Raw genomic sequence first — 24,658 nt, 5'->3', positions numbered from 1 at the left:
TTTAATATGTTAATGGTATGAATTTTGTGTTGTATAAAGGAGCTTGGATAAAATCAATTCCTCCTCATAAAAGTTTGTGTGAAAGCTTGTTTTTGTGTAAACAAATGTTAAAAATGGGGGGGGTATTATTGATAAATACTTTTGATTTTGATACGGATGAAGAATTACCTTATTATTATGTGATAAAAGATTCTTTTGGTGGAATTGAAGAATTATCGACAAAAATGAGAAACCAAGTTCGTAAATCTTTTAAAACATACGATATAAGACGAATTTCTTCTGACGAAATGTTAAGAGTGGGATATCCTGTTTTTTTAGCGGCACTTCAAGGTTATAAGGTTAAGGCAAGAATAATCTCAAGGTTAGATTTTGTAAATAGGATTAAAAAAGAAAATTTAAAAGGGAATATTGATTATTGGGCTGTTTATGATAAAAAAACAGGAAAAGTTGTTGCTGTTGCTATAAATACATTACATGAAGATTGTTGTGAATATAGTACGATGAAAGCAATCCTCAATATTTGAATTCAACTTATCCGTATTATGGATTGATTTTTGAGATGAATCGTTACTATTTGGATGAATTGAAGTTGGTGTATGTAAATGATGGAGTAAAATCAATAACAGGTCATTCTAACATTCAAACCTTCTTAATAGATAAATTTAATTTTCGTAAAGCTTATTGTCGAGTGCAAATAGTATATCAATGGTGGTTTAAACTTATAGTTGTTTTACTTTATCCTTTTCGATCATTAATTCCAGTATTGAAGGTAAGAGCAATATTGAATATGGAAGAAGTACGTAGGGAAATGAATGGTTTGTAAGATGAAATTTATTTATATATAAATTAGATTATAATGGAAATAAGTGTTATCATACCGACTTATCGTCCTGCTTCTTATCTTGTTGATTGCCTTCGATCTTTGCAAGCGCAAACAATTGATCATTCAGTTTTTGAGATTTTGATTATTTTGAATGGTCCCAAAGAAAGTTACGAGTTCTTTATTCAAGATTTAGTAAAAAAATATTTGAATGATATTGTTGTTAAAGTGTTTTATACAGATAAGGCTAGTGTATCTAATGCACGAAATATAGGGATAGATAATGCTGCAGGAAAATTCTTGACTTTTATCGATGATGACGATTATGTTTCTCCCACGTATTTGTTAGAAATGTATGAAATTGCTTGTGAAAATATTGTTCCGTTAACTAATATACTTGCTTTTAATGATTTAGATAATAGCATTGTTGAGTATGGAATTTCTACACAGTATAAGTTAAAATGTAAAGATGTACACTTATCTCAATATAAAGTTCGTGCTTATTTTTCAGTTCCTGTTTGTAAGTTAATTCGTAAAGATATTATTGGCGAACGAAGGTTTAATTGTTGTTTTAAAAATAGTGAAGATGCGTTGTTTATGTTAGCGATTTCGGATAAGATAAATGATATGGCTTTTACAAGTTCTAAAGCAATTTATTACAGAAGAATTAGGAATAATTCGGCTACGACAAAAAAAAGGTCCTTTTTTTATCTATTGGGAGAAGATTGTAAGATATTGATTGAGGTTAGTAAGATATGGTGGGGGCATCCATTTGAATATAATTTGTGGTTGTTTTTGACGAGGCCTTTAGCTTTGCTTAAGGCGATGTATTATTCTTTTTTAAATAAGTATTAATTTATAATTGTCATGAATATAGCTATTGTAGGTACAGGTTATGTGGGCCTTGTATCGGGAACGTGTTTTGCTGAGATGGGGGTAAATGTTACTTGTGTGGATGTTAATCAAGAAAAGATTAATTCTTTATTGCGAGGTCAGATTCCAATATATGAGCCGGGTTTAGAATTTTTAGTAGAGCGAAATGTAAAGGCTAATAGGTTGCATTTTACGACGGATTTAACTTCAATTTTGCATGAGGTTGAAATTGTATTTTGTGCAGTAGGGACTCCCCCGGATGAAGGTGGGAAAGCTGATTTACGCTACGTGTTGGAAGTTGCTAAAACGTTAGGGCAAAATATCAATAAATATTTGGTTGTTGTAACGAAAAGCACGGTGCCTGTAGGAACCGCAAAAAAGGTGAAGAAAACAATTCAAGAAGAATTAGATAAACGTGGTGTTGATATTGGATTTGATGTTGCTTCTAATCCTGAGTTTTTGAAGGAAGGTAATGCGATAGATGATTTTATGAAACCGGATCGAGTTGTCATTGGTGTGGACACCAAGCGAGCTGAAGAGGTAATGACTCGTTTGTATAAACCGATGATGTTAAATAATTTTCGGGTGATATTCATGGATATACCTTCTGCTGAGATGACGAAATATGCAGCAAATTCAATGCTTGCTACTCGAATTAGTTTTATGAATGATATTGCCAATTTGTGTGAATTGGTTGGGGCTGATGTGAATATGGTTCGTCAAGGAATAGGAACGGATAGTCGTATTGGGAGTAAGTTCTTGTATCCGGGGTGTGGTTATGGCGGCTCTTGTTTCCCGAAAGATGTGAAAGCATTAATACAAACAGCAGAGGAGAATGGATATAATATGCGGGTTTTGAATGCGGTAGAGGCGGTAAATGAAACTCAAAAAAATGTTCTTTTCGAGAAATTCAAAAAATATTTTGGTGGAGAGGTAAAAGGTAAAAAGGTCGCAATTTGGGGATTGTCGTTTAAACCGGAAACGGATGATATGCGAGAGGCTCCAGCACTTGTGTTAATTGATAGTTTGTTACATGCGGGTTGTTCAATTACCGTTTATGATCCTGTGGCCATGGATGAATGTAGAAGACGAATTGGAGGAAAAGTGTTATACGCTAAAAATATGTATGACACGGTGGTGGATGCTGATGCAATCTTCCATGTAACGGAATGGAAAGAGTTTAGAATGCCGAGTTGGCAGGTGATTAAACGTTCAATGAAAGAAAAGCCCGTGTTGATAGATGGGCGCAACGTGTTTGATGAAAAAGAACTGGGCGGTATTGCTTATTTAAGAATAGGTTAAGGTAATATTCGAACAGAATGGGAGAGTTAGTTTCAATCATAACTCCAGTATATAATTGTGCTAAATTTATTGCAGAGACAATAAATTCCGTAATCGCCCAAACCTATATTAACTGGGAATTAATTATTGTTGATGATTGTTCAACGGATGATACGGAAAATGTTGTGAGGTCGTTCCAAGATCAACGTATTCATTATTATAAGAATGTGGAAAATAGTGGTGCGGCAATATCAAGAAATCGGGCTTTGCGTGAGGCTAAAGGGAGATGGATCGCTTTTCTAGATAGTGATGATTTATGGCTGCCGAATAAACTTGATAGACAGATTAAGTTTATGATGGATAATCATATTAGTTTTTCTTACACGAATTTAGGGGTGATTGATGAAGCATCAAATTCTTTGAATCGAGTTATAACGGGACCAAAACATATCACGAAATTTGGTATGTTTAATTATTGTTGGATAGGATGTTTAACTGTTATATATGATATGTCTGTTGTGGGGCTTATCCAAATCGCAGATATAAAGAAAAATAATGATTATGCCATGTGGCTTAAAGTGATACAGAAGGCGGATTGTTATTTATTAAATGAAAATTTGGCGAGTTATAGAGTTCGTACTGGTTCTATTAGCCGTTTAAAGAAAACTAGTTTAATCCAATGGCACTATAAATTATTCCGGGAGGTAGAGAAGGAACCAGTAATAGTGGCAGTTTTTAACACTATGCGTAATTTAATATTCGGAGTGATAAAAAAATGGTATTACGAGAAAAATGTATGAAATATTAAATGATTTATGGAAAAATTATTATCAATAATCAATACCGTGCTTGAAAATCGCGGTAAAAACACAGTAAAATTTATTTCTGAGGAATCTTCTTTGAAGAGTGATATCGGGTTTGATTCTCTTGATCTGGCAGAACTTACTGTTAGAATTGAGGCTGAATATGATATTGATATTTTTGGAGAGGGTGTTGTCTCGACTATTGGAGAAATAATGGAAAAATTAAAGTAATGGATGATGTTTTCTATATAGATGTAAAAGACGGTGTAAATATTTCTTATCATCAGTTGATAGAGGATGTTAGGAATACATCTGTTTACAATCCTTATTGTAAAGAGGAAAGTTATTATGAGGTGTTTAAGAATATAGTAACTTCACTTGTTATAGGAGAGGAAATAATCTTGTTGGATGCAGATTTCACGGATGTAGAGGTGAGAAAATTAGTGGGAGATGTTGATATAAAGGCTGCGACTCGTCCGGTTGTAATTGGAAATGAAATCCATGAAGGTAATTTTGAAGAAGTTATTTTATCAAATAGGGAGAAATGGCGAATGACTCTTTTTACTTCGGGGACAACAGGCTTGCCTAAGAGTGTATCACATTCGTTTGCTTCTATTACAAGGCAAGTAAAGAAAAGTGAAAGGCATATTAATGATATTTGGGGATTTGCGTTTAATCCAACTCATATGGCGGGGCTTCAAGTATTTTTTCAAGCCTTGTTAAATAGAAATAGTATTATTCGACTGTTTGGCCTTGATACTAGGGAAATTATTCATGAAATTAAAAGATATAATATCACAAATATTTCGGCAACTCCAACTTTTTATCGTTTGCTTTTACCTCCTAAAGATACGTGTGAATCAGTTACCCGTTTAACTTCTGGGGGAGAAAAGTTTGATGAACATACTCTTCATCAGTTAATCGGTCTTTTTCCTAATGCTAAGTTGACGAATGTATATGCTTCTACAGAAGCGGGAACGCTATTTGCTTCTGCGGGAAATGAATTTGTAATTAAAGAAGAAATGAAAAATTTGGTCCGTGTGGAGAATGGAGAGCTTTTAATTCATAGTTCTCTCTTGGGGAAGTCTTCTCTTGTGGATGTTGATGGTGACTGGTATCACACGGGTGATATTATTGAAATTGTTCATGACATACCTCTTACCTTCCATTTTCTTTCAAGAAAGAATGAGATGATCAATGTTGGGGGATATAAGGTAAATCCCCATGAACTAGAGGAATGTATTCGAGAATGTCAAGGAGTGATAGATGTTTATGTTTATGCGAAAGATAGTAAAATTTTAGGAAAGATCGTTTGTTGTGATGTTGTAAGGGAGAATGAGAATATTACAGAAAAAATGATTAGAGAACAACTTCGGCAGAAACTCCAAGAATTTAAAATTCCGCGAATTTTTAAATTCGTGGAACAACTCAATGTTACAAGGACAGGTAAAATATCACGAAAGTTATGAGTAATAAAAATTTTTTAGTGACGGGTGTTTCAAGAGGCTTGGGAGTCCAAATTGTAAGAAGTCTTTTGGGTGAAAAAAATGTGGTCGTTTATGGTATTAGTAGAAATAAATCAGAAGAATTATCTCAACTTATGGAGCAGTTCCCTGATAGGTTAAAATGGTTAGGGTATGATTTAAGTAATACTGAAGATGTGAGATCTATTTTTAAAAATTTTATTGGTTTTGACGTCCCTTTACACGGATTTGTTAATAATGCTGCTATCGCTTATGATGATATAATTACAAACTTGAACTATAATAAGCTAGAGCAAATGTATAAAGTTAACGTGTTTACACCCATGCTAATGACAAAATATGTCATAAGACATTTTTTACTTCATCAAGTTCAAGGAAGTATTGTGCATATGTCATCGATAAGCGTACACACTGGTTACAAAGGGTTAGCCATGTATGCTTCAACAAAGGGTGCTTTAGAAGCATTTTCTAAAGATACAGCGCGTGAATGGGGAGAAAAGGGAGTTAGATCTAATGCTCTTGTTGCAGGTTTTATGGAGACAAATATGAGTTCAACACTTACAGTAGAACAAAAAGATCGAATTTATAAGAGGACATCCTTGAAAAAGGCTACCACGATCACGTCTGTAGCTGATACAATAAAATTTTTGCTCTCGGATTCAGCAGAATCTATAACTGGTCAAAATATTCATGTTGATTCTGGTACTATATAAATTATGGTAATTAAAGTTTGCAAGACGACAGAATGGAGTGATCGAGATTGGGAAACTTATGTCATTGGTTATAATGAAGTATTCGGAACGGATGAAACGATAGCTGATTTTAAGAATAAATATTTTTCTGTTTGTAAAGGATATAGTTTGCATTCGTTATTAGTTTCTGATGAAGGGGATGTGGTTGGTGGTATTACAATAATTCCCTGCAATTATCGTTGTCATCAGGGATTTTTTCTTAACGGATTGGCTGTTGATGTTTTTATCCGGGAGTCTTTCAGAATAGATCCTTTGATGTTGAGAAAGTTATATAAACAACTTGTAGGGACACTTAAAGAGGAAGGTATTGAGGTGGTAACAGCGGTTCCTAATGCAACAGCATATCCTTATTGGAAGAATGTTGTGAAATGGAAAGATATAGGTGAAATAAGTTATTGGGTAATACCTATCAAAATTAATAAAATTTTAAATTTAAAATTTTGTGGATGGTTGTTTGAGGGATTAACTCGGATTTATTTGTTTTGTGTTCTTTGTTTGTCTTATTGGGTGTCTTTAGGGAAGAGTAAAGCGAAAGATTATGCTTACGAGATAGATAAAGATGATAGGTATATTCAGAATAAATTTCATGGGACTAAGTATGCTAATTTTTCAGTGCAAGATATATTTTATTCTTATAGAATAGTGAATGAAGAGGGGGTAAAAACTGCTTATATCATAGAAGCAACTCAAGAAGGGAAACGTTCGATGAAAGCTTTTTTGAAGGTAATAAAAGTAATACGACAACAAAATGTTGATTTAATAATTTATGTAGGAAAGATGGGAGTGTTTCAAACTCTTTTTATTAAAGTACCTAAGAAATTGGAACCTAAAAAATTGCCTCTTATGTGTGATGTGTTGATTCCTAATGACAAATTCTCTGATATATATGATATAAATAATTGGGATTTTGGATTACTAAATTATGATGTTCGATAGTTTAAGAGGTATGAAAAAAGTATTAGTAATTTCAGCTCATCCTGATGATGAAGTCTTAGGGATGGGGGGAACTATTGCTAAATTAACAGCAACAGGGTGTGAAGTACAACTTCTCATTGTTACAGATGGTAGTTCTTCTCAGTATCGCAATTCAGAGGATTTAATGGCTATTATTAGTCATAAGAAAGAAGAAACCAGGAAATCATCTGATATTTTGGGTATAAAATCTATTAGGTATGGAGGTTTACCAGATATGAGGCTTGATTGTACTCCACACGTTGAGATTAATAAGATTATAGAGAGTTCTGTTGATGAGTTTCAACCGGATACTATTTTTACTCATTTTTGGGGAGATGTAAATATTGATCATCAAAATGTATATAAATCAACTCTTGTTGCTGTTCGTCCTGTTTTAGGACAAGTCGTTAAGGAACTTTATTGTTATAGTGTTCCATCTTCAACGGAATGGACTCCAAACAAAAGTGAAACAATGTTCATGCCTAATGTTTTTGTAGATATAGAAATGTGCATGAAAAGAAAGTATGAAGCATTTAGTATGTATACGACAGAACTTAGGGAGTATCCTCATCCACGTTCTGTCCAGTATTTGAAAGAAGTGGATAGGGCTGCTGGTTTACGTGTAGGTTTATTTGCTGCCGAAGAATTTGTGCTACTTAGAATGATAAATTAATTATGTTCCTTTATCGTGTTGTAAAGAGAGTATTTGATGTATTATTTGCAGTCTTATTTTTGCTTGTTTTTTCTCCAATTTTTGTAATAACAATAATTGTAATTAAGATTGTTAGCCCGGGGCCAGTTTTTTATAAAGCTAGGAGAGTTGGTCTGCATGGTAATGTATTCACTTGTTATAAATTTCGCTCGATGTGTGTTGATAGTGGTGAGGTGAAACTGACGACCTTACAAAATGATAATAGAATATTTCCTTTTGGTTATTTTATCAGGAAAGCTAAGATAGATGAAATGCCTCAGGTATTTAATATTTTATTAGGACAGATGACGATTGTTGGCCCTCGACCAGAGGATGTCGCAAATGTTAGAAATTTATATCATGGTGAGTATAAGCGAATTTTGGATGTTAAACCAGGACTTACTAGTCCTGCTAGTCTTTATGATTATACTCATGGAGAGCAATATGAAGATGAAAAATTGTATGAAACTGAATTTCTTCCACAAAAGTTGGCATTGGAATTATATTATGTGAAAAATCGAGGTTTGTTATATGATATGCTGCTAATACTGAAAACTGCATTCGTTATTGTTATGACGCTTTTTGGAAAACAATACTTCAAAAAACCTAAAGAGTTGGATATGATTGAAATGAGTATAAAATAATAAATTAAGATGAAATCGAGAATATGGCTTTCTTTAGCTCATATGAGCGGGCGAGAGCAGGAATTTATACAAGAGGCGTTTGATACGAACTGGGTGGTTCCCTTGGGGCCAAATGTAAATGCTTTTGAAAAATCTCTTAGAGATTTTTTAATTGGAGATGGAGGGTTGCAAATTGAAAATGAGGGAATGCGAATCGTGGCGTTGAGTGCGGGGACTGCGGCATTACATTTGGGGTTGATATTACTAGGGGTACAACCGGGAGATGAGGTAATTTGCCAGTCGTTCACGTTTGCGGCATCAGCGAACCCGATTGCTTACTTGGAAGCGACTCCGGTTTTTGTGGATAGTGAGAAGGAGACATGGAATATGGACCCGGTGTTGTTGGAGGAGGCGATCAAAGAGCGGTTGGAAAAGACGGGAAAGTTACCGAAGGCGATTATTCCGGTACATTTGTACGGGATGCCAGGGAAAATGGACGAGGTGATGGAGGTGGCGAATTGTTACGGAATCCCCGTGTTAGAGGATTCGGCAGAAGCCTTGGGTTCTGAGTACAAGGGGAGGAAATGTGGAACGTTCGGAGAATACGGGGTACTGTCATTTAATGGTAACAAGATGATCACTACGTCGGGAGGTGGGGCATTGATATGTCCCAATGAGGAGAAAGCGAAACGGGCATTATTTTACGCAACCCAAGCAAGGGAACAAGCCCCGCATTACCAGCACGAGAAGATCGGTTATAATTACCGGATGAGTAATATCTGTGCGGGAATCGGGAGGGGACAGATGTTCGTGCTGGATGAGCACGTTACTCGGAGACGGGCGATTCATGACTTGTACGTGAAGTTACTAGCCGGAGTGAAGGGTGTGAAGGTGATGTGCCAGCCGGAAGGGGAGGGTTTTAACTCGAATTACTGGCTGACGTGTATCACTGTGGAACCGGAAGAGGCGGGTTTCACGAGAGAAGATGTCAGGTTAGCATTGGATGAGGAGAATATAGAGAGTCGGCCGTTGTGGAAGCCGATGCACTTGCAACCCGTGTTCAAAGATGCCCCGTATTACGGAAATGGGACAAGTGAACGTTTGTTCGAGATCGGGTTGTGCTTGCCGTCGGGTCCGACGTTGACAGATGAGGACGTGGAGAGAGTTACGAAAGTTGTGAAACAGCTTTCTGATTTTAGATTTTAAATATTAGATTGAAAGATTGAGAGCTTGATGATTTTTGGGTGAATGGTTGAGAGATTTGAGGAGGTATGATGATGTGATTTCCTGATTCCGATTTTTAAATTAAGAATATGTCCCGGGTAATAACGCCCGGGATTTTTTATTATTTTAAATTTAAAAACTATGACAGAATTGTTAAAGACGAGGTTCTTTGCATTATTGGCAGGAGAATCACAGGAGGAAATTACGAAAGAAAGTTTAGAGGAAGAATTAGGAAAATTTGTTGAAGAGGTTGCGGGGCTATGCGACACGGGAGAGGATTATTTGTCGACGTGCCGTGCGTTGAATTACACGAAGACTCGATTGCAGGCATTATTAGAGATGTACAAGGACTGTGATGGGGTGGGGGAAAAAAGAGGCGTGTCGGTTATGCTTTATCGGGCGAGGATTGCAAGTGGTTGAGGACGAATGGCTGCTTTTTCACGAGAAGATGGATAATCCGGAGAGGTTCCTGAAAAATAAGGAGAAGAAGGCGTTGGTGTACTGGAAGACGGAAAATGTGCTGACAAAAGTGATGGAACTATTGATTGGTTTCGAGGCTCTTGAAGAATTTTATTCTCCGACTGGAAAGTTGCTGGAGTTTTGCGAGTTAGTGGCTATTGCTGAACAGGTTTTGGGGATCCAGATCAAAAATTATCGGCAGTTGAAAAGCAGGGTATTGAGACGGTATAAGGAGGAGACGGTTTTGGATCAATTGGAGAGATTGATTGAGAAATTGAGGACACAGGTTTACAAGTAGATTAAAATTTAGAGTTTAGAATCTAGAGTGAAAAGTTGCTAAGATTTTAGGGTAGTAAGAGTTTAAAACACTTTTGCTACCCTTTTTTGTTGTCTTGAAAGTGGGAAATGAGTACTTTTTTGAATATTGGTAATCATAGGGTTGGGATTATTTTGTTTGACGGAACCGTGGCGTATAACAAGCGGGGAGGCGAATAGCTGTAATATTGCATTCGGAAATCAGCGAGAGTTGATGAGATAAAAGTAGTATTCATTTAAAAAAAGAGTTGTGGCTTTAGTGCTTAATGAATTTGGAATAAGGGGGCGAGTCGGAAATGTCGTTTTCTGCAAGCTGAACGGGAAGTCTTATATGAGGAGTTTGCCCGATAGAATTGACCCTAACACACCGAAACAACAGGAAGTGAGATCCCGTTTCCGGGTGGCCGTGCGTTTTTACAAGAAGATAAAGGAGACTCCCTTGAAGGGTATTTTGGATCTTTCGGCTGACAAGATCTGTAGTAGTGGGTATGCGCTTTTTATGAAAAAGAATTTGAAGGCATTTCGGGCAAACGGAAAGATCGGTGATTTTTCACAATTGCATTTTTCTGCCGGGAAACGACAGCAGGCATATAATCTGCAGGGGAGAATGGATGATCAAGGAATGGTCACGCTAGATTGGGAGAATGACGAGGAGGCGTACAATTTTGAGGCGGCAGATCGTTTGAATGTTATCGTGCTTCCGTCGAATCGTTCATTTAGTCCGAAGTTGTTGGAGGGGGTGGAGGTGTTGCGGGTGGCAGAAAAGGCGATTTTCCCGTTAGAGCGTGGCAAGGGGGTGAGGATACATTTGTATTGTTTTTTCGAGTCCCCGGATGGGAAACGATTCTCGAATTCGCAGTACATTAAATTGTGAACGGGGAATGAAACCGATAAGTGGAATTGTTAATTCGGTCAGCGAGTTGATTGGTCAATTAACGCTCCCGGCGAGGGAGAAAAAAGAGCTGGAAACCGGGTTGTTGAAATTGATTCAGGAACTGGAACGAGAATTAGCACAGGCGAGAGCGGTCACGGTACAGGAGGAAGTGAGGGGGAATTGGTTGCAACGGTCGTGGCGTCCGCTGGTGATGTTGACATTTGCCAGTGTTATTTTGATCGGGACTTTTACCAGTTTACCGATTCTGGATGAAACTTCCCGGTTCTGGGATTTATTGGAGATCGGGTTGGGCGGGTACGTGGTGGGGAGAAGTGGGGAAAAAATCATGCAGGCATTCGCACGAAAGCCACGCTAATTTTAGATTTGATGATTGTAGATCCTATCGATTAAGTGATTTAATGATTTTCGATTAAGTGATTTTAATCACCCAATCATCGAATCGGCAATCACGGAATCTTTTTCATTCTAAACTCTAAACTCTAAATTTTAAACTTTTTGTTATGGAGGTATTTTCAAGTTCTAATTCACCATTTTCAATTGTAAACCATCGTTTGGTGGGTGGTGGAGTAATTCATGTCGTGTGTGAGAAGAATAGGCGAGGATTGGGAGAGCCGGATATGATTATTTTACATTACACGGGAGGTACTAGTGCCATGTCTTCGGCAAAATTCTTGGTAAGGCCGGACGTGAAAGCGTCAGCGCACGTGGTGATCGGGCGGGATGGGCAGGTGATACAACTGGTGCCGTTTAATATCGAGGCTTGGCATGCGGGGAAGAGTAGTTACGGGGGAAGGTGCGAGCTGAATCATTATTCAATTGGGATCGAGCTGGATAACCTGGGGCAATTGCGACTGGAAGGGGGAAAGTTCGTGGCGGAGTGTGGTCGGGAAGTTCCCGTGAAGGAGGTGTATACGGAAGATTCGGGTGAAATGCTGACATATTGGCATGATTACACGGACGTGCAGATGCAGGTGTTGAACGAGGTGTGTGGTTTGCTGGTGGATGCTTATCCTATCGGGGACATCGTGGGACATTCTGATGTGACATCGAGGAAGGTGGACCCGGGACCGGCGTTGAGGGTGGCGGACTGGATTCGGTATTATTGATTTTAGATTTTAAATTTTAGATTGGAACTCCCTCCCCCCTTCGGGGTACTCCCTCTATAAACAGAGGGAGAGTTGGATTACTCGTTGTTTTGGGGAAACTTTTCATTCTAAATTTTAAATTTTATATTTTAAGTTCCATTCTTCGTGTAGGGCCCATGCGGGGAGTGCAGGATCATTTTAAATTTTCTGATTTATTTATTTTTAAATTTTAATGTTATGGCAAAATTTAATTCTTATTTATTAGGCAAGGTAAAGAAGTCCGTTGGTAACGTGACGATGTGTTACACGAACAAACAGAATATCGCAAAGGCGAAGATCTTTTCAAGGAGGGATAACCCGACACCGGAGATGCTTGATCAACGGGCGAAGATGAAGGTTCTGGTTCAGTTGTCTCGGAGATTGATTCCGGTGATTCGGAAAGGTTTCGTGGGTATGGGAAATGGTACGACTTCGAATGCTTTCGTGAAAGCGAATCAAGTAGCCGTGGAAGTGGACGAGAAACACGTGGCAACCATCGTGTTTGATCAGTTAAAGATGGCTACCGGGTTGTTGTACACGCCTAAGGTAACTGTAACGTACGCCTCGGAGAGTAAGATGTATTCTTTCGAGCAGGAGATGCAAGAAGAAGAGGAGGGGTATGCGTTGGCGGATGACAAGGTGTATGGCGTGTTGTTGGAAACCGTGTTGAATCGTGCCAAGATTGTTCCGTTGAGAGATCGGGGAGAGAATGGTAACACGAGTTACGCGCTTCCCGAGGATTGGGATGAGGCTAACGTGAAGGTGTATTGTTTCGCAACCTTGAAGAACGGGAGTGCGGCATCGGACAGTCGTTATTTGACGGTATGATAAGCGTGTACTTTTTTACCGGAATATTTTTCACGCTGGGATTTAATGCTTTCCTCTCACAGGTAGCTGATGATTTCGTGACAGGGGTGTTGAGTATCGTGGGAGGAGTGATTAGCTCGGTCGTGGTGGCTTGGTGTAAGAATCGATGGGAGCGGAAACGTTCCGGACGATAAGGGAAAGGGGTGGCTTCGGCTGCCCCTTTGGTTTGTAAAGTGAGGGAGGAGAGTTTTCATCATGATGAAAACTTTGATCTAATTTGCTTGAAGTTTTCATTATAATGAAAACTTTTTCGTATTTTTGGAAGAGTTTTAATTATAATGAAAATGGAGAATATAAAATATAGAGAACATTATTTGAGGAAAATAGAGCCCTTTATGGGAACGTCTTTGATCAAAGTTATGACCGGACAACGTCGAGTTGGGAAAAGTTATATTTTATTTCAACTAATAGAATTGATCCGGAAAAAGGAATCCGAGGCAAATATTATTTATATAAATCTGGAAGATATCGCTTTTGATTTTATAAAATCTGCAAAGGAGCTATATGCTTACGTGATGAGTAAATGCTTAAAAGAGAGTAAGAATTATATATTTATTGATGAGGTGCAGGAGGTTCGTGAATTCGAGAAAGCTCTACGTTCACTGGTTTTGGATGAAAATAACGATATATACGTGACGGGGAGTAATGCAAAAATGTTGTCCGGAGAATTAGCTACTTATTTGGGGGGACGGTATATTGAGTTCACGATATATAGTTTGTCATATCCTGAGTTTTTACAATTTCATGGACTTGAAAATTCGGATGAAAGTTTTAGATTATATACTAGGTATGGAGGATTGCCCTATTTGATGCATTTGAAATTAGAAGATGGAATTGTTTTTGAATATTTAAAGAGTATATATTCCACGATTATTTATCGGGATGTGGTTAGCCGATATGCTTTACGGAATACTGATTTCTTAGAGAGGTTACTTCTGTTTCTTGCAGATAATGTGGGAAGTATATTTTCAGCCAAAGGGATAAGTGATTATTTGAAATCGCAACGAGTCACGCTGGGGGTGAATCAGAATCCTGACTTATATCGAGCATTTTACAAATGCTTTTATTATTTCTTGTGTTGATCGGTATGATATTGTGGGGAAGCGTATTTTTGAGGTAGGAAATAAGTATTATTTTGAAAATCTGGGAATTCGAAATGTTATAGCAGGTTTTAAACTCCAAGATCAAGGGAAAGTATTAGAAAATATTGTTTATAATCATTTGCTTTATCAAGGGTATAAGGTTTCCGTGGGAGTATTGGAGAAACAAGAAGTTGATTTTATTGGTGAGCGGGAGGGAGAAAAGGTGTATGTACAGGTTGCGTTACAATTAAATGATGAAGCAACTATCCAACGGGAATTTGGCAATCTTTTAAAAATAGAAGATAATTATCCCAAGTTTGTCGTCTCACAAGATTTATTTCATGGAAATACTTATGAGGGAATACAATATTTGGGGATTCGTGATTTTTTAATGAATGTTAGGTAAAAAAAGAGACTGAATAATCAGTCTCTTTTTTCGTATTATCTTTTCAACTTTTCAGTTAAAAGCGGAACGATCTTGCGAACATCGCCCACGATACCCAAATCTGCCACGTTGAAGATCGGGGCAAATTTGTCTTTGTTGATTGCGATGATGTATTCGGATTCTTCCATACCGGCCAAGTGCTGGATTGCTCCGGAGATACCCATGGCGAAGTACAAGTCGGGACGTACGGTTTTACCGGTTTGCCCTACCTGACGTTCGTGTCCCAATACTCCGGCATCAACCATGGCACGAGATGCGGATACTTCAGCACCGATGGTGTTTGCCATTGCACGCAACATATCGAATCCTTCTGCATTACCCACTCCACGACCTCCGGAGATCAATACATGAGCTTCGGTGATGTCAACCAAGTTCTTGGTTTGTTTGACTGTTTCAAGAACACGTACACGGAATTTAGATTTATCGAAGTTGATTTTTACATCCTCGATAGTTCCTTTCCGGTTCTCGTCACGTTGTCCCATGCGCATTACGCCCGGACGAACGGTTGACATTTGAGGACGGTGTTCTTTGCAGATGATGGTTGCCATCAAGTTTCCACCGAATGCCGGACGGGTCATTAACAAATCCCGTTCTTCGGAAATTTCCAATCCGGTACAGTCTGCAGTCAATCCGGTTTCTACACGGGCAGACAAGCGCGGGCCGAGGTCACGACCGATGGTAGTTGCCCCGATCAGCACGATGCTTGGTTTGTTGTCTCGGATGATCTGGTAAATAGCCTGTGCGTAAGGTTCGGTAACGTAGGTTGCCAATTCCGGAGCATCCACGCGTAACACGGTGTCAGCCCCGTAAGCAATACATTCCTGAGCTTGCGTCGTCAGGTCATGTCCCAATAACATGGCATATACTTTCTCATTTAAAGCATCAGCTAATTCTCTGGCTTTACCTAACAATTCCAGACCCACGTTTTGGATAACGCCTTCTCTTTGTTCAACGAAGACGTAAACGTTTTTATATTGTGCCTTATCCATTTCTAATTTTAGATTTAATGATTTTAGATTTAAGATTAAAATAATCCTAATCTATCCTCTTCATTAGATAATAAATTTTTCTTTCAATTTGCTGATAATAATGTCTACAGCTTCTGCAGGGTCTACTTCGTAGATTTGTCCGGCAGCTTTTACACCCTTGGTGAATGATTTGAATACACGGGTCGGTGATCCGTTCAATCCGATCTTCTGATCATCCACGGTGATGTCGTTGTAGGTCCATGTTTCGATGGGGTGGTTGTAAGCCTCAACGATTCCTCTTACAGACATGTAACGGGGTTTTACTCCGGATGCCAATGCGGTGAACACGCAAGGAGTGTCTACTTGTACCATCTGGTAACCGTCTTCCATGGATTTCTTCACCGTGAAAGTCTTGTTCCCGTCAAAAGTCAAGCTTTCCACGTAAGTCACTTGCGGTAAATCCAGATGTTCGGCGATCTGCGGGCCAACCTGTGCGGTATCCCCGTCGATAGCCTGACGTCCGGTGATCACTAAGTCGAATTCCAGAGATCTCAAGGCTGCGGCAATAGTATTAGAAGTGGCCAATGTATCGGCTCCACCGAATTTGCGGTCGCTTAACAGGATGGCACGATCCACTCCCATGGCGTATGCCTCTCTTAGGATAGCTTCTGCCTGAGGCGGTCCCATGGTGATCACGGTCACGTGTGCTCCATATTGATCTTTTAATTGAAGGGCAAATTCAAGTCCTCCCTTGTCATCGGGATTCATAATACTGGGTACACCGTCTCTGATAAGGGTTCCTGTAACGGGGTCCAGTTTGATTTCCGTGGTATCCGGAACTTGTTTAATACAAACAACGATCTTCATGTCAACTGTCTTTTACTTTAATAAATTTGCTGCAATCACCATTCTCTGAACTTCTGACGTACCCTCGTAGATTTCAGTAATCTTGGCATCTCTCATCATTCTTTCAACGGGATATTCACGGGTATATCCATATCCTCCGTGGAACTGTACGGCTTTGGTCGTTACTTCCATGGCCGTCTCTGCCGCGAATAGTTTAGCCATAGCTGCATCTGCGGAATAAGGCACTTTCTGGTCTTTTTTGTAGGCAGCTTGTCTTACTAATAAGCGGGATGCTTCCACTTTGGTCTGCAGGTCAGCCAATTGGAATTGAGTGTTTTGGAATTGACCAAGGGATTTACCGAATTGTTTACGCTCTTTCACGTATTTCACGGTTTCGTCCATGGCTCCTTGGGCGATACCCAATGCTTGAGAAGCGATTCCGATACGTCCGCCGTCAAGTGTTTTCATGGCAATACCAAAACCTTTACCTTCTTGTCCGAGTAAGTTCTCGGCAGGAACGATACAGTTTTCCATGATCAGCTCGCAAGTAGCTGAACCGCGGATACCCATTTTCTTTTCTTTTTTACCGATAGAGAATCCCGGGAAATCTTTTTCCACGATAAAGGCGGAAATTCCTTTGGTCCCTTTGGATTTATCGGTCATCGCCATGATGATATACACGTGTGCATAGCCGGCATTGGTGATGAAGATTTTAGATCCGTTAAGCACGTAATGATCTCCCTCTTTCACCGCGAAAGTCTGTTGTGCGGATGCGTCTGTTCCGGCGTTCGGTTCTGTCAGACCGAATGCTCCGATCCATTCACCGGAAGTCAACTTGGGAAGATACTTGGCTTTTTGTTCGGGCGTACCGTGTTCCATAATCGGCGCACAACACAAAGAGGTGTGTGCGGATACGATTACTCCGGTCGTGGCACATACACGGGATAACTCCTCTACCGCCATCGTGTAAAGGATGTTGTTACCACCGGCACCGCCGTATTCAACCGGGAATGGGATACCCATAATACCAAGTTTTGCCATTTTTTGAACGGTTTCCATCGGGAATCTTTCTGATTCGTCCACTTCCGCCGCCAGAGGTTTTACCTCTTTCTCTGCAAACTCTCTTATCATTTGTAAGAAGAGTTGGTCTTGTTTTGATAGACTGAAATCCATTATTATAAATGTTTTTAATTGATCGAAGCTAGTTTTTAATTCTAAATCAACATTTCTTCAGAATTAAGGCCGTCCCCATGCCCCCTCCGATACAGAGGGATGCAAGACCTAATTTTGCTTCATTGTTTATCATTTCATGTACTAATGATACAACGATGCGGTTTCCTGAGGCCCCGATGGGATGTCCCAGTGCAATTGCACCACCGTTGATGTTCGTACGTTCATTTATCCATTCTCTCGTAACGCCGTGTTGTGCCATGAGTTCGTGAATGACTCCCAGTGATTGTGCCGCGAAAGCCTCGTTTAACTCGATCACGTCGATGTCGGATAGTTTGATTTCGGCGTTCTTGAGTGCGTTGGCAATGGCTGGCACGGGGCCCATACCCATGATGGCTGGGTCCACACCGCCTTGTCCGACACCAATGATCTCGCATAGAGGGGTTAAGTTGTATTGTTTTACAGCTTCTTCCGATGCGATCAGTACGAATGATGCCCCGTCGTTGATTCCCGAAGCGTTACCGGCCGTGACGGAACCCTCTTTTTTGAAAGCGGGACGTAAGGTCGATAATTTCTCTAGGGAGGTCGTCCGGTTCGGGAATTCATCCGTGTCGAACACGTGAGTCTCTTTCTTCACCTTGTACTCTATAGGCACGATTTCTGACTTGAATTTACCATTATCGATAGCCGCAATAGCACGTTGTTGCGATTCGATTGCAAATTCATCCTGTTCTTCCCGGCTGATCGCGTATTTTTCCGCGATGTTTTCAGCCGTTATGCCCATGTGGTATCCTTCGAAGGCGTCCGTCAGACCATCATACACCATGTGGTCCACTACTGTCACGTCGCCCATCTTGTGCCCGTCACGTACACGTGCCGGGAGGATATAGCCCGCATTGGACATGGATTCGGTTCCTCCTGCAATGATCAGGTTCGCTAGCCCCGATTTGATAGCGGTTACACCATTGAGCACGGCTTTCATACCGCTCCCGCATATCATGTTGATTCCGTAAGCCGGAACTTCTTGTGGGATCCCCCCTTTGATGGATGCCTGACGGGCTACACCTTGCCCCTGTCCGGCGGATAGTACGTTGCCGACGATCACTTCATCAATATTGGCGGGATTGACTCCGGTTTCCGCGATAATGTTTTTTATTACGGCGGCACCCAAGTCTGCTGCTGTCATTGAAAGAGTTGTTCCTAAAAATTTGCCGATCGCTGTTCTTTTTGCTGCTACGATATAGGTTTTTGTCATTGAGGCATTGCTTTTAAGTTTTTGGAAATTATTAATTCACAGCCTGTAGCTGCTTTGATGTCATCTAAAGTAAATTCAGGGTTTAATTCTACCAGTTCGATTCCGGCAGGGGTAATGTTCATAACACCCATTTCGGTGATAATCATGTCAACTTCCCCGGCAGCGGTTAACGGCAGTGTGCATTCTTTCAAAATCTTGTGATTCCCTTTTGCCGTGTGTTCCATGGCAAGGATCACTTTTTTAGCACCTACTAAAAGGTCCATGGCTCCACCCATGCCCGGGGCTTTTTTACCGGGGATGATCCAGTTTGCCAAGTTTCCTTTCTCGTCTACCTGTAAAGCACCAAGAATGGTGACATCCACGTGTCCACCGCGGATAAGTCCGAAAGAGGTTGCGCTGTCAAAGCTGCAGGCGCCTTCGATCGCCGTGATGTAGCCACCACCGGCATCCGTCAATTCCGGATTTTCTTTACCTTCTTCCGGTTTCGGACCCATACCTAATAATCCGTTTTCGGATTGTAGGATCACGTGTACGTTTTTGGGCAAGTAGTTCGGTACCATCGTTGGCAGTCCGATTCCCAAGTTTACCACGTCGCCGTCTTTTAATTCGAGAGCTACCCGTTTTGCGATAACTTCTCTTACTTGATCTTTATCCATACCGTTTTCAATTTAAAATGCTATTTATTTTTTCTTCTAACAAATTCTTGTGCAACAAATGACGCCACGTCATCCGCATAGGTGTTCATGCCGAAACCTGCATCGTAACCCAGCTCTTTTGCCAATTCGTGTGAGATACGAGGACCACCGCAAGCTAAGATTACTTTATCTCGCAAGCCTTCTGCCTCCAGCATTTCCACGAGTTCGATCAAGTTCTTGATGTGAACATCTTTTTGGGTAACGGTCTGGGATACCAGAAGAGCGTCGGCTTTCAGCTCGATAGCTTTGGCAATAAACTCTTCATTGGGAACTTGGCTTCCCAAGTTGTGAGCCTCGATCATGTCGTAACGTTCCAGTCCGTAGTGTCCGGCAAATCCTTTCATGTTCATGATGGCGTCGATTCCCACGGTGTGAGCGTCGGTTCCGGTACTTGCTCCCACAACAACTAAAGGACGTCCGATATTTTCACGGATGAACTCGTCCGTTTCGTGCATATCCCATTTCGTTCCTTCTACTTTCGGAACATGAATACTCGTGAAGTCCACGGTGTGCGTGCAGCTACCGTAACAGTTGAAGAAGGTGTAGCCTTCGGTCAACTCTTTATGGAATACCACTTGCGGGTTCTCGAAACCCATTTTTTTCAACAATTGTTTTGCGGCTTCGATAGCCTCATCCCCGGCAGGTACGGGCAACGTGAAACTCAACTGAGTTTTCCCGTCGTTCATCGTGTCCCCGTAAGGTTTTATTTTTTTCAGATCCAGCGTCTGGTCGAAATCATTTTTTTCGGTAGAATATAATCCTCCACTCATAATGAATTGAAAATTGAAAATGCAAAATTGAAAATTATCAATCGCATTGGTTTAAATTTTATTTTTATTCACACTCTTGAAACTTGGAACTAAAAATGACAAGTCGTCATTTTCAATTCTCAATTTTCAATTTTCAATTGCCTTTCAGCATTAACTCGATAAACGGGTTATAGTAGTTGGCGCCTTTGGCTGCAACTCCGTCAAGTCCTTTACCACCATTCTTCGGACGTTTCACGTCACCGAAGATTCCTTTTTCCAAAGCGGTGAAAAGACCTTCACGTTCAATGTTTTCAAGTAATGCGATAGCGTTGTTCAATACTTCCTTGGCACGATTCTGGATGATACCGTCCTTTTTGAACTCTACCTCGTCACCGATATTCTTCATGTTACCGAAGATATACTTGGCGTTCTCGATAGAAAGGTAACGGTCGGACATGAACGGCGTGTGGATAGCTTCCGTTGGCATACCCAATAATTGGATTCCTTGTGAAGTCCAGATTCCGATCATGTTGAAAAGTGCATCCTGAATGTGTCCGCGGAAAATATTTCCCGTCATGAATTTGGTCGGAGGCATATATTTTAAAGTGGCTTTCGGGAAAATCTCACGGGTCATTTGAGCCTGAGACAATTCCAGTAAGAATCCGTTTTCAAGAGACGGGTCCATTTCGAAAGCGTGTCCTAATCCCATTTGTTCTTCTTTCAATCCGGCGATCAAGGCTAATTGCTCGTTGATCAAGTCGGATGCCAGTACGGTGTGTGCCTGTTCCACGGCATCAGCGGTGGTTAGGTAGTTGTCCTCTCCGGTATTGATGATCACCCCGGCGAATCCGTTGATTACCCTTGACATGAACTGGTCAACCAGTGTACGCTGCATATTGATATCCCGGAATAGGATCCCGTAAAGAGCGTCGTTCAACATCACATCCAAGCCTTCCAGCGCTCCCATAGCCGCAATTTCCGGCATACATAAACCTGAACAATAGTTACATAAGCGGATGTAACGGCCTACTTCTTCGCTTACTTCATCCAAAGCCTTACGCATGATGCGGAAGTTTTCTTGTGTAGCGAAGGTTCCCCCGAATCCTTCCGTGGTAGCTCCATAAGGCACGTAATCCAACAAACTCTGCCCTGTTGTACGGATTACGGCAATGATGTCAGCCCCCTGACGTGCGGCAGCCTGTGCCTGTACCACGTCTTCGTAGATGTTTCCGGTAGCCACGATCACGTAGAGGTAGGGTTTCGGGCCTTCTCCGATCGTGTTCAAGTAGTTTTCCTTCTTGGCACGGCGATCACTGATCCGTTTGATACTTGCGTCAACGTGCGGTTTAAGTGCGGCTTTAATCTTGTCTGTCGGGTGAACGGGGAGCGTGGTAATGTCCAGTTCTCCCTCTGCAACCTTCTCTGCTATTTGTTGCGGGTTCATACCGGTTTCCACGATTGCGTTTCCGAGGAAGAATAGAATTCCTTCACCTAACACGCCTTTGTCTTTGATCTCGTCTACCAGCACGTTGGGTAGGGGCACGGTGTTAGCGTCAACCCCGTCAATACCGAGCAAACGGCATAACGTACGCTCAACGGCAACGGTAGAGTATTGTTCCACGAATTTTTGTACATCGTCGGCTATCTTCCGGGCCACGTCCTTTGCGTGTGCCACTTTGGTGAAATCAAGCCCTAGTTTACTGTTCTGCATATCTTTGTTCTGTTATTAATTTCTGTTCTTCTCTTCGTCATCCAAAAACTCCTCTGCTTTGTCCAACAATTCTTCGTCAACGCCCAGAATACGGGCGATGCGCATGGCTTCTTGCGGAACGGAGTCGTGAGTATCTTCGATTAGCGAGTAATCGATGAACTCGTTTATATTGTTGATGGTCAATAGACCTTTCACGTGTTCTTTTACAAATCCTTTTACCCGCATTTTTTTACAACGGGCTTTGATCCCGCTGTAATGGCTAGTAATCAAGGAACGGGCCCCTTTATCCGTTAGGAAGTCGAGCATGGCATTCACGATCGCCTTTCCTTCCGTGGGGTTGGTGGTTCTTGCCAGTTCATCAATTAAGATCAAGGCGTTTTTACCTGCTTTCACGTCTTGAACGATGGCATTTACCCGTAGCATTTCCGAGGCATACGAGGACAGTCCGTTTAATTCGGATTGCTCGTCCCCGATGCAAAGGAGAACTTCGTCAACCAAGGCAATCTCGGCTTGTTCTGCCGGAACGTAAAAACCGAATTGGAATAGTGTTTGTGCCAGTGCCACGGTTTTCAGGATAACGCTTTTCCCAGCCATATTGGCTCCGGTAATCAAACAGGCGCCTTGCTCGATGTCAATGTCAATGGCTTGGAATTTCTTGCCTTCTTGCCAAAGTACCTCTTTTACTTGTGGGTTGAATATTTTTATATAGCGAGTTGTGCCAGAGGAAATTTCCGGTTTGCACAACTGCATATCAATGGTCTGTTGGGCTTTTGCCAACAGGATATCTAAAGTTGCCGTGTTTGCCAAGGCTTCGTTAATTTCTTTTTTATAGGGATGAATCTGTTCGGATAGCTTTTCCCGGATTTGGTCTTCTAATTCCGTATGCTCGAATTGAAGTTGATCCAGTACTCGTTCTTCTGTTTTTTCATCCATTTTGAGCGTCTTCATTTTTGCCCGCAGGGCTGCCAGTTCCGGGGAATAGGCATCATACACGTAAAAATGAGGAATACGCATCTTTTCGGGATCTAGAATGTTTACTACCGGTTCCAAGTCCGGGAGTGAAACAACCGTGATATTTGCTGATAGGAGCAATTCCCGCATCTCCACGACCAGCAAAGAAAAAGCTTTTAATTCAAATAGTTCAATGTCATCCAGTATCTGTGATTCCGTCACCCGGTTCGCTGTTCCCCGGATGTCCTTCACTTGCATCAGTTTGACTTTGATCTTGGTAATGGTGTCTGTTAGTTCGGAGGTTTGTAGAATGTTGCGCATGACCTCGGTTTTGTCCAATTCTTGGGCAATTGCTTCCGGGGTACGCAAATAAGGTAATGTGTTCAAGATCCGTTTCGCCAGACCGGATTGAATTTCCAGTTTGTCGATCATGAATCTGAACCCGTTAATTTCTTCTATGGCACTTCTTAAAAACACCGCTACTAATTTTAGATTTAATGATTTATGATTTTAGATTCCAGCCGCACGGGCCATCGCTTCTAAATTCATTTTCAATTTTCAACTTTCAATTCTTTTGACGTCATAAACAGGAATTCCCAAGCTCTCTTGCATGGCTACTCTCAGTTCGTCGGAATCCAGACAATATCCTTCCGGAGATTGGGGATTGATGCAAACGGCCAGTAGTTTACTTTTTTGCAATACCTTCATGGTGCCGCCTTTTTTAAGGAAGGCGTAGTATGTTTCCATGGAGGCGAACATTTTGGTGAAATCACGGATGATCAGTGTGATCTCCTTGATTTGCTTCTGCTGCCGTAGGAATTGCAATAATTTGTCACTGATGGCGCCCGCCACGTATAACGTGTTCCCGTACTTGAAAACTTCGTCTTTGTTATTTTCAAGCATAAACACGGAAGGTATGTTCAGATCGTGAACTTTCCCGTTTTCGTCAATGGACCACATTCCTTGCTCGATGTCGATCAATTGCCGGATAATTTCCGGCTCTGCTTTCTCCAAGCAAATGAGGTCATACACGTATTTTGTTTTTCTAACCAGTTGAGGAATATTACAGGATACCGCGGCTCCCGTGGCTAACACCATGGCTTCCGTCACAGCCGGAGAGCTGAGACTGAGTCGGGAGAGAGCCCCGTCGACGATGGTGGTATCCACGTCAAAACGTTTCATCCCTTGGATGAGGGTTTTCAATGATCCCGTGTCGGCAGGCCCTGATAACAAGGCTTTCCCCGAACTGACAGCTCTGGCGGTTACCAGACGTCCTAACGAGGTTTGTTGTGTGCTGACATCCATGATCTCTGCCACCAGACGTTTCGACCGGTAATGCATCTCTGACGTGATGAATATCATGTCTTCAAAGATTTCAATTTCCGGTTTGGGCGTTTGGCAAACCTGATCCCTGTTTTCCCCGTCGATGCCTATTGAGGTAAGGGCGAAACGCTTTCCCGTATTCTTCACTTTCCGAAGAATATAGTTTAAGCATTCCGTTTTTCCGGCATTTTTTGCCAGACCCACGATTGCTATACTATTGTATTTTAGAATCTCCTCGATAAACATTGGTTATTGATGATTTGTTGGTTAAGTGATTCTGTGATTTCCTGAGAAGAGA

The 24,658-nt window shown here is 41.0% G+C and carries 27 protein-coding genes and 1 pseudogene; 19 read left to right on the top strand and 9 right to left on the bottom strand.

Going from position 1 to position 24,658, the window contains the following annotated elements:
- The first annotated feature begins 17 nt into the window (after window positions 1-17).
- The 19 genes and pseudogenes from R8806_RS11375 to R8806_RS11285 all read left to right on the top strand — a co-directional run bounded on the left by R8806_RS11375 (window position 18) and on the right by R8806_RS11285 (window position 14,653).
- Window positions 18-524 carry a hypothetical protein gene (locus tag R8806_RS11375; RefSeq protein ID WP_317715679.1) on the top strand — a complete coding sequence of 169 codons (507 nt, stop codon included), beginning with the start codon at window positions 18-20 and terminating at the stop codon, window positions 522-524.
- 332 nt (window positions 525-856) lie between these two features.
- Window positions 857-1,675, top strand: a complete 819-nt coding sequence (locus tag R8806_RS11370) for a glycosyltransferase family 2 protein (RefSeq protein WP_151411490.1) — start codon at window positions 857-859, stop codon at window positions 1,673-1,675.
- A 12-nt stretch (window positions 1,676-1,687) separates the two neighbouring features.
- Window positions 1,688-2,995, top strand: a complete 1,308-nt coding sequence (locus tag R8806_RS11365) for a UDP-glucose dehydrogenase family protein (RefSeq protein WP_124317968.1) — start codon at window positions 1,688-1,690, stop codon at window positions 2,993-2,995.
- Between the two features lie 17 nt (window positions 2,996-3,012).
- Window positions 3,013-3,774 (top strand): glycosyltransferase family 2 protein, encoded by a 762-nt coding sequence (locus tag R8806_RS11360; protein WP_124317969.1) that lies wholly within the window; start codon window positions 3,013-3,015, stop codon window positions 3,772-3,774.
- A 15-nt stretch (window positions 3,775-3,789) separates the two neighbouring features.
- Window positions 3,790-4,008 carry an acyl carrier protein gene (locus R8806_RS11355; RefSeq protein ID WP_124317970.1) on the top strand — a complete coding sequence of 73 codons (219 nt, stop codon included), beginning with the start codon at window positions 3,790-3,792 and terminating at the stop codon, window positions 4,006-4,008.
- A complete protein-coding gene (locus R8806_RS11350) occupies window positions 4,008-5,246 on the top strand; it encodes an ANL family adenylate-forming protein (protein WP_124317971.1) in 1,239 nt (412 codons plus the stop codon). Before R8806_RS11355 ends, R8806_RS11350 begins: the two co-directional genes overlap by 1 nt.
- Window positions 5,243-5,974, top strand: coding sequence for an SDR family NAD(P)-dependent oxidoreductase (locus R8806_RS11345; protein WP_124317972.1), 732 nt, complete (start codon window positions 5,243-5,245; stop codon window positions 5,972-5,974). The genes R8806_RS11350 and R8806_RS11345 overlap by 4 nt, the downstream gene beginning before the upstream one ends.
- A 3-nt stretch (window positions 5,975-5,977) precedes the next feature.
- Complete coding sequence (locus R8806_RS11340) at window positions 5,978-6,949, top strand: hypothetical protein (protein ID WP_151411491.1); 972 nt, start codon at window positions 5,978-5,980, stop codon at window positions 6,947-6,949.
- Window positions 6,950-6,959: 10 nt separating this feature from the next.
- Window positions 6,960-7,640 carry a PIG-L deacetylase family protein gene (locus R8806_RS11335; protein ID WP_164719892.1) on the top strand — a complete coding sequence of 227 codons (681 nt, stop codon included), beginning with the start codon at window positions 6,960-6,962 and terminating at the stop codon, window positions 7,638-7,640.
- Window positions 7,641-7,642: 2 nt separating this feature from the next.
- Window positions 7,643-8,302: a sugar transferase gene (locus R8806_RS11330; protein WP_124317942.1), complete on the top strand. Its 660-nt coding sequence runs from the start codon at window positions 7,643-7,645 to the stop codon at window positions 8,300-8,302.
- Between the two features lie 9 nt (window positions 8,303-8,311).
- Window positions 8,312-9,487, top strand: coding sequence for a DegT/DnrJ/EryC1/StrS family aminotransferase (locus tag R8806_RS11325; RefSeq protein ID WP_124317943.1), 1,176 nt, complete (start codon window positions 8,312-8,314; stop codon window positions 9,485-9,487).
- Window positions 9,488-9,646: 159 nt separating this feature from the next.
- Window positions 9,647-9,925: a hypothetical protein gene (locus tag R8806_RS11320; RefSeq protein ID WP_124317944.1), complete on the top strand. Its 279-nt coding sequence runs from the start codon at window positions 9,647-9,649 to the stop codon at window positions 9,923-9,925.
- Window positions 9,861-10,262 carry a hypothetical protein gene (locus tag R8806_RS11315; protein ID WP_124317945.1) on the top strand — a complete coding sequence of 134 codons (402 nt, stop codon included), beginning with the start codon at window positions 9,861-9,863 and terminating at the stop codon, window positions 10,260-10,262. The genes R8806_RS11320 and R8806_RS11315 overlap by 65 nt, the downstream gene beginning before the upstream one ends.
- Window positions 10,263-10,529: 267 nt before the next feature.
- Complete coding sequence (locus R8806_RS11310) at window positions 10,530-11,153, top strand: DUF6266 family protein (RefSeq protein ID WP_124317946.1); 624 nt, start codon at window positions 10,530-10,532, stop codon at window positions 11,151-11,153.
- Window positions 11,154-11,160: 7 nt separating this feature from the next.
- Window positions 11,161-11,529, top strand: a complete 369-nt coding sequence (locus R8806_RS11305) for a 3TM-type holin (protein WP_124317947.1) — start codon at window positions 11,161-11,163, stop codon at window positions 11,527-11,529.
- A gap of 145 nt (window positions 11,530-11,674) precedes the next feature.
- On the top strand, window positions 11,675-12,280 hold the full coding sequence (locus R8806_RS11300; protein WP_151411492.1) for an N-acetylmuramoyl-L-alanine amidase: 606 nt from the start codon (window positions 11,675-11,677) through the stop codon (window positions 12,278-12,280).
- 216 nt (window positions 12,281-12,496) lie between these two features.
- Window positions 12,497-13,126 carry a hypothetical protein gene (locus R8806_RS11295; protein WP_118305614.1) on the top strand — a complete coding sequence of 210 codons (630 nt, stop codon included), beginning with the start codon at window positions 12,497-12,499 and terminating at the stop codon, window positions 13,124-13,126.
- Entirely contained in the window at window positions 13,123-13,299 is a 177-nt protein-coding gene (locus R8806_RS11290) for a hypothetical protein (protein WP_164720113.1), read from the top strand. Before R8806_RS11295 ends, R8806_RS11290 begins: the two co-directional genes overlap by 4 nt.
- A gap of 150 nt (window positions 13,300-13,449) precedes the next feature.
- Window positions 13,450-14,653 (top strand): annotated as a pseudogene (locus tag R8806_RS11285) (ATP-binding protein).
- A gap of 35 nt (window positions 14,654-14,688) precedes the next feature.
- On the opposite strand, the gene R8806_RS11280 reads toward R8806_RS11285, so the two are convergent.
- From R8806_RS11280 to kamB, 9 genes are all read right to left on the bottom strand, one after another.
- Window positions 14,689-15,681, bottom strand: coding sequence for an electron transfer flavoprotein subunit alpha/FixB family protein (locus R8806_RS11280; protein ID WP_118261519.1), 993 nt, complete (start codon window positions 15,679-15,681; stop codon window positions 14,689-14,691).
- A 63-nt stretch (window positions 15,682-15,744) separates the two neighbouring features.
- Complete coding sequence (locus R8806_RS11275) at window positions 15,745-16,527, bottom strand: electron transfer flavoprotein subunit beta/FixA family protein (protein ID WP_087420716.1); 783 nt, start codon at window positions 16,525-16,527, stop codon at window positions 15,745-15,747.
- Between the two features lie 12 nt (window positions 16,528-16,539).
- Window positions 16,540-17,679, bottom strand: coding sequence for an acyl-CoA dehydrogenase (locus tag R8806_RS11270; RefSeq protein ID WP_124316846.1), 1,140 nt, complete (start codon window positions 17,677-17,679; stop codon window positions 16,540-16,542).
- Window positions 17,680-17,725: 46 nt separating this feature from the next.
- Window positions 17,726-18,931 (bottom strand): acetyl-CoA C-acetyltransferase, encoded by a 1,206-nt coding sequence (locus tag R8806_RS11265; RefSeq protein WP_124316845.1) that lies wholly within the window; start codon window positions 18,929-18,931, stop codon window positions 17,726-17,728.
- Window positions 18,928-19,587 carry a 3-oxoacid CoA-transferase subunit B gene (locus R8806_RS11260; RefSeq protein ID WP_087420719.1) on the bottom strand — a complete coding sequence of 220 codons (660 nt, stop codon included), beginning with the start codon at window positions 19,585-19,587 and terminating at the stop codon, window positions 18,928-18,930. Before R8806_RS11260 ends, R8806_RS11265 begins: the two co-directional genes overlap by 4 nt.
- 20 nt (window positions 19,588-19,607) lie before the next feature.
- Window positions 19,608-20,396 (bottom strand): lysine 5,6-aminomutase subunit beta, encoded by a 789-nt coding sequence (gene kamE, locus R8806_RS11255; protein WP_124316844.1) that lies wholly within the window; start codon window positions 20,394-20,396, stop codon window positions 19,608-19,610.
- Window positions 20,397-20,529: 133 nt separating this feature from the next.
- Window positions 20,530-22,086 carry a lysine 5,6-aminomutase subunit alpha gene (gene kamD, locus R8806_RS11250; RefSeq protein ID WP_124316843.1) on the bottom strand — a complete coding sequence of 519 codons (1,557 nt, stop codon included), beginning with the start codon at window positions 22,084-22,086 and terminating at the stop codon, window positions 20,530-20,532.
- A 15-nt stretch (window positions 22,087-22,101) separates the two neighbouring features.
- Entirely contained in the window at window positions 22,102-23,514 is a 1,413-nt protein-coding gene (gene kamC / locus R8806_RS11245; RefSeq protein ID WP_229783028.1) for a lysine 5,6-aminomutase reactivase ATPase KamC, read from the bottom strand.
- A gap of 81 nt (window positions 23,515-23,595) precedes the next feature.
- On the bottom strand, window positions 23,596-24,606 hold the full coding sequence (gene kamB, locus R8806_RS11240; RefSeq protein ID WP_124316842.1) for a lysine 5,6-aminomutase reactivase subunit KamB: 1,011 nt from the start codon (window positions 24,604-24,606) through the stop codon (window positions 23,596-23,598).
- Window positions 24,607-24,658 lie beyond the last annotated feature (52 nt).

Source organism: Butyricimonas faecihominis (genome assembly GCF_033096445.1).
Lineage (GTDB): Bacteria > Bacteroidota > Bacteroidia > Bacteroidales > Marinifilaceae > Butyricimonas > Butyricimonas faecihominis.
This window is presented reverse-complemented; position numbering and strand designations above follow the sequence as displayed.

Bases quoted from the DNA above. Each gene is read 5' to 3' on its own strand.
- R8806_RS11315 (WP_124317945.1), top strand. From the start codon at position 9,861: ATGGGGTGGGGGAAAAAAGAGGCGTGTCGGTTATGCTTTATCGGGCGA.
- R8806_RS11295 (WP_118305614.1), top strand. From the start codon at position 12,497: ATGGCAAAATTTAATTCTTATTTATTAGGCAAGGTAAAGAAGTCCGTT.
- R8806_RS11325 (WP_124317943.1), top strand. From the start codon at position 8,312: ATGAAATCGAGAATATGGCTTTCTTTAGCTCATATGAGCGGGCGAGAG.
- R8806_RS11335 (WP_164719892.1), top strand. From the start codon at position 6,960: ATGAAAAAAGTATTAGTAATTTCAGCTCATCCTGATGATGAAGTCTTA.
- R8806_RS11370 (WP_151411490.1), top strand. From the start codon at position 857: ATGGAAATAAGTGTTATCATACCGACTTATCGTCCTGCTTCTTATCTT.
- R8806_RS11375 (WP_317715679.1), top strand. From the start codon at position 18: ATGAATTTTGTGTTGTATAAAGGAGCTTGGATAAAATCAATTCCTCCT.
- R8806_RS11280 (WP_118261519.1), bottom strand. From the start codon at position 15,681: ATGGATAAGGCACAATATAAAAACGTTTACGTCTTCGTTGAACAAAGA.
- R8806_RS11330 (WP_124317942.1), top strand. From the start codon at position 7,643: ATGTTCCTTTATCGTGTTGTAAAGAGAGTATTTGATGTATTATTTGCA.
- R8806_RS11360 (WP_124317969.1), top strand. From the start codon at position 3,013: ATGGGAGAGTTAGTTTCAATCATAACTCCAGTATATAATTGTGCTAAA.
- R8806_RS11340 (WP_151411491.1), top strand. From the start codon at position 5,978: ATGGTAATTAAAGTTTGCAAGACGACAGAATGGAGTGATCGAGATTGG.
- R8806_RS11260 (WP_087420719.1), bottom strand. From the start codon at position 19,587: ATGGATAAAGATCAAGTAAGAGAAGTTATCGCAAAACGGGTAGCTCTC.
- kamB (WP_124316842.1), bottom strand. From the start codon at position 24,606: ATGTTTATCGAGGAGATTCTAAAATACAATAGTATAGCAATCGTGGGT.
- R8806_RS11290 (WP_164720113.1), top strand. From the start codon at position 13,123: ATGATAAGCGTGTACTTTTTTACCGGAATATTTTTCACGCTGGGATTT.
- R8806_RS11265 (WP_124316845.1), bottom strand. From the start codon at position 18,931: ATGACAAAAACCTATATCGTAGCAGCAAAAAGAACAGCGATCGGCAAA.
- R8806_RS11345 (WP_124317972.1), top strand. From the start codon at position 5,243: ATGAGTAATAAAAATTTTTTAGTGACGGGTGTTTCAAGAGGCTTGGGA.
- R8806_RS11300 (WP_151411492.1), top strand. From the start codon at position 11,675: ATGGAGGTATTTTCAAGTTCTAATTCACCATTTTCAATTGTAAACCAT.
- kamE (WP_124316844.1), bottom strand. From the start codon at position 20,396: ATGAGTGGAGGATTATATTCTACCGAAAAAAATGATTTCGACCAGACG.
- kamD (WP_124316843.1), bottom strand. From the start codon at position 22,086: ATGCAGAACAGTAAACTAGGGCTTGATTTCACCAAAGTGGCACACGCA.
- R8806_RS11305 (WP_124317947.1), top strand. From the start codon at position 11,161: ATGAAACCGATAAGTGGAATTGTTAATTCGGTCAGCGAGTTGATTGGT.
- R8806_RS11270 (WP_124316846.1), bottom strand. From the start codon at position 17,679: ATGGATTTCAGTCTATCAAAACAAGACCAACTCTTCTTACAAATGATA.
- R8806_RS11275 (WP_087420716.1), bottom strand. From the start codon at position 16,527: ATGAAGATCGTTGTTTGTATTAAACAAGTTCCGGATACCACGGAAATC.
- R8806_RS11350 (WP_124317971.1), top strand. From the start codon at position 4,008: ATGGATGATGTTTTCTATATAGATGTAAAAGACGGTGTAAATATTTCT.
- R8806_RS11365 (WP_124317968.1), top strand. From the start codon at position 1,688: ATGAATATAGCTATTGTAGGTACAGGTTATGTGGGCCTTGTATCGGGA.
- R8806_RS11320 (WP_124317944.1), top strand. From the start codon at position 9,647: ATGACAGAATTGTTAAAGACGAGGTTCTTTGCATTATTGGCAGGAGAA.
- R8806_RS11355 (WP_124317970.1), top strand. From the start codon at position 3,790: ATGGAAAAATTATTATCAATAATCAATACCGTGCTTGAAAATCGCGGT.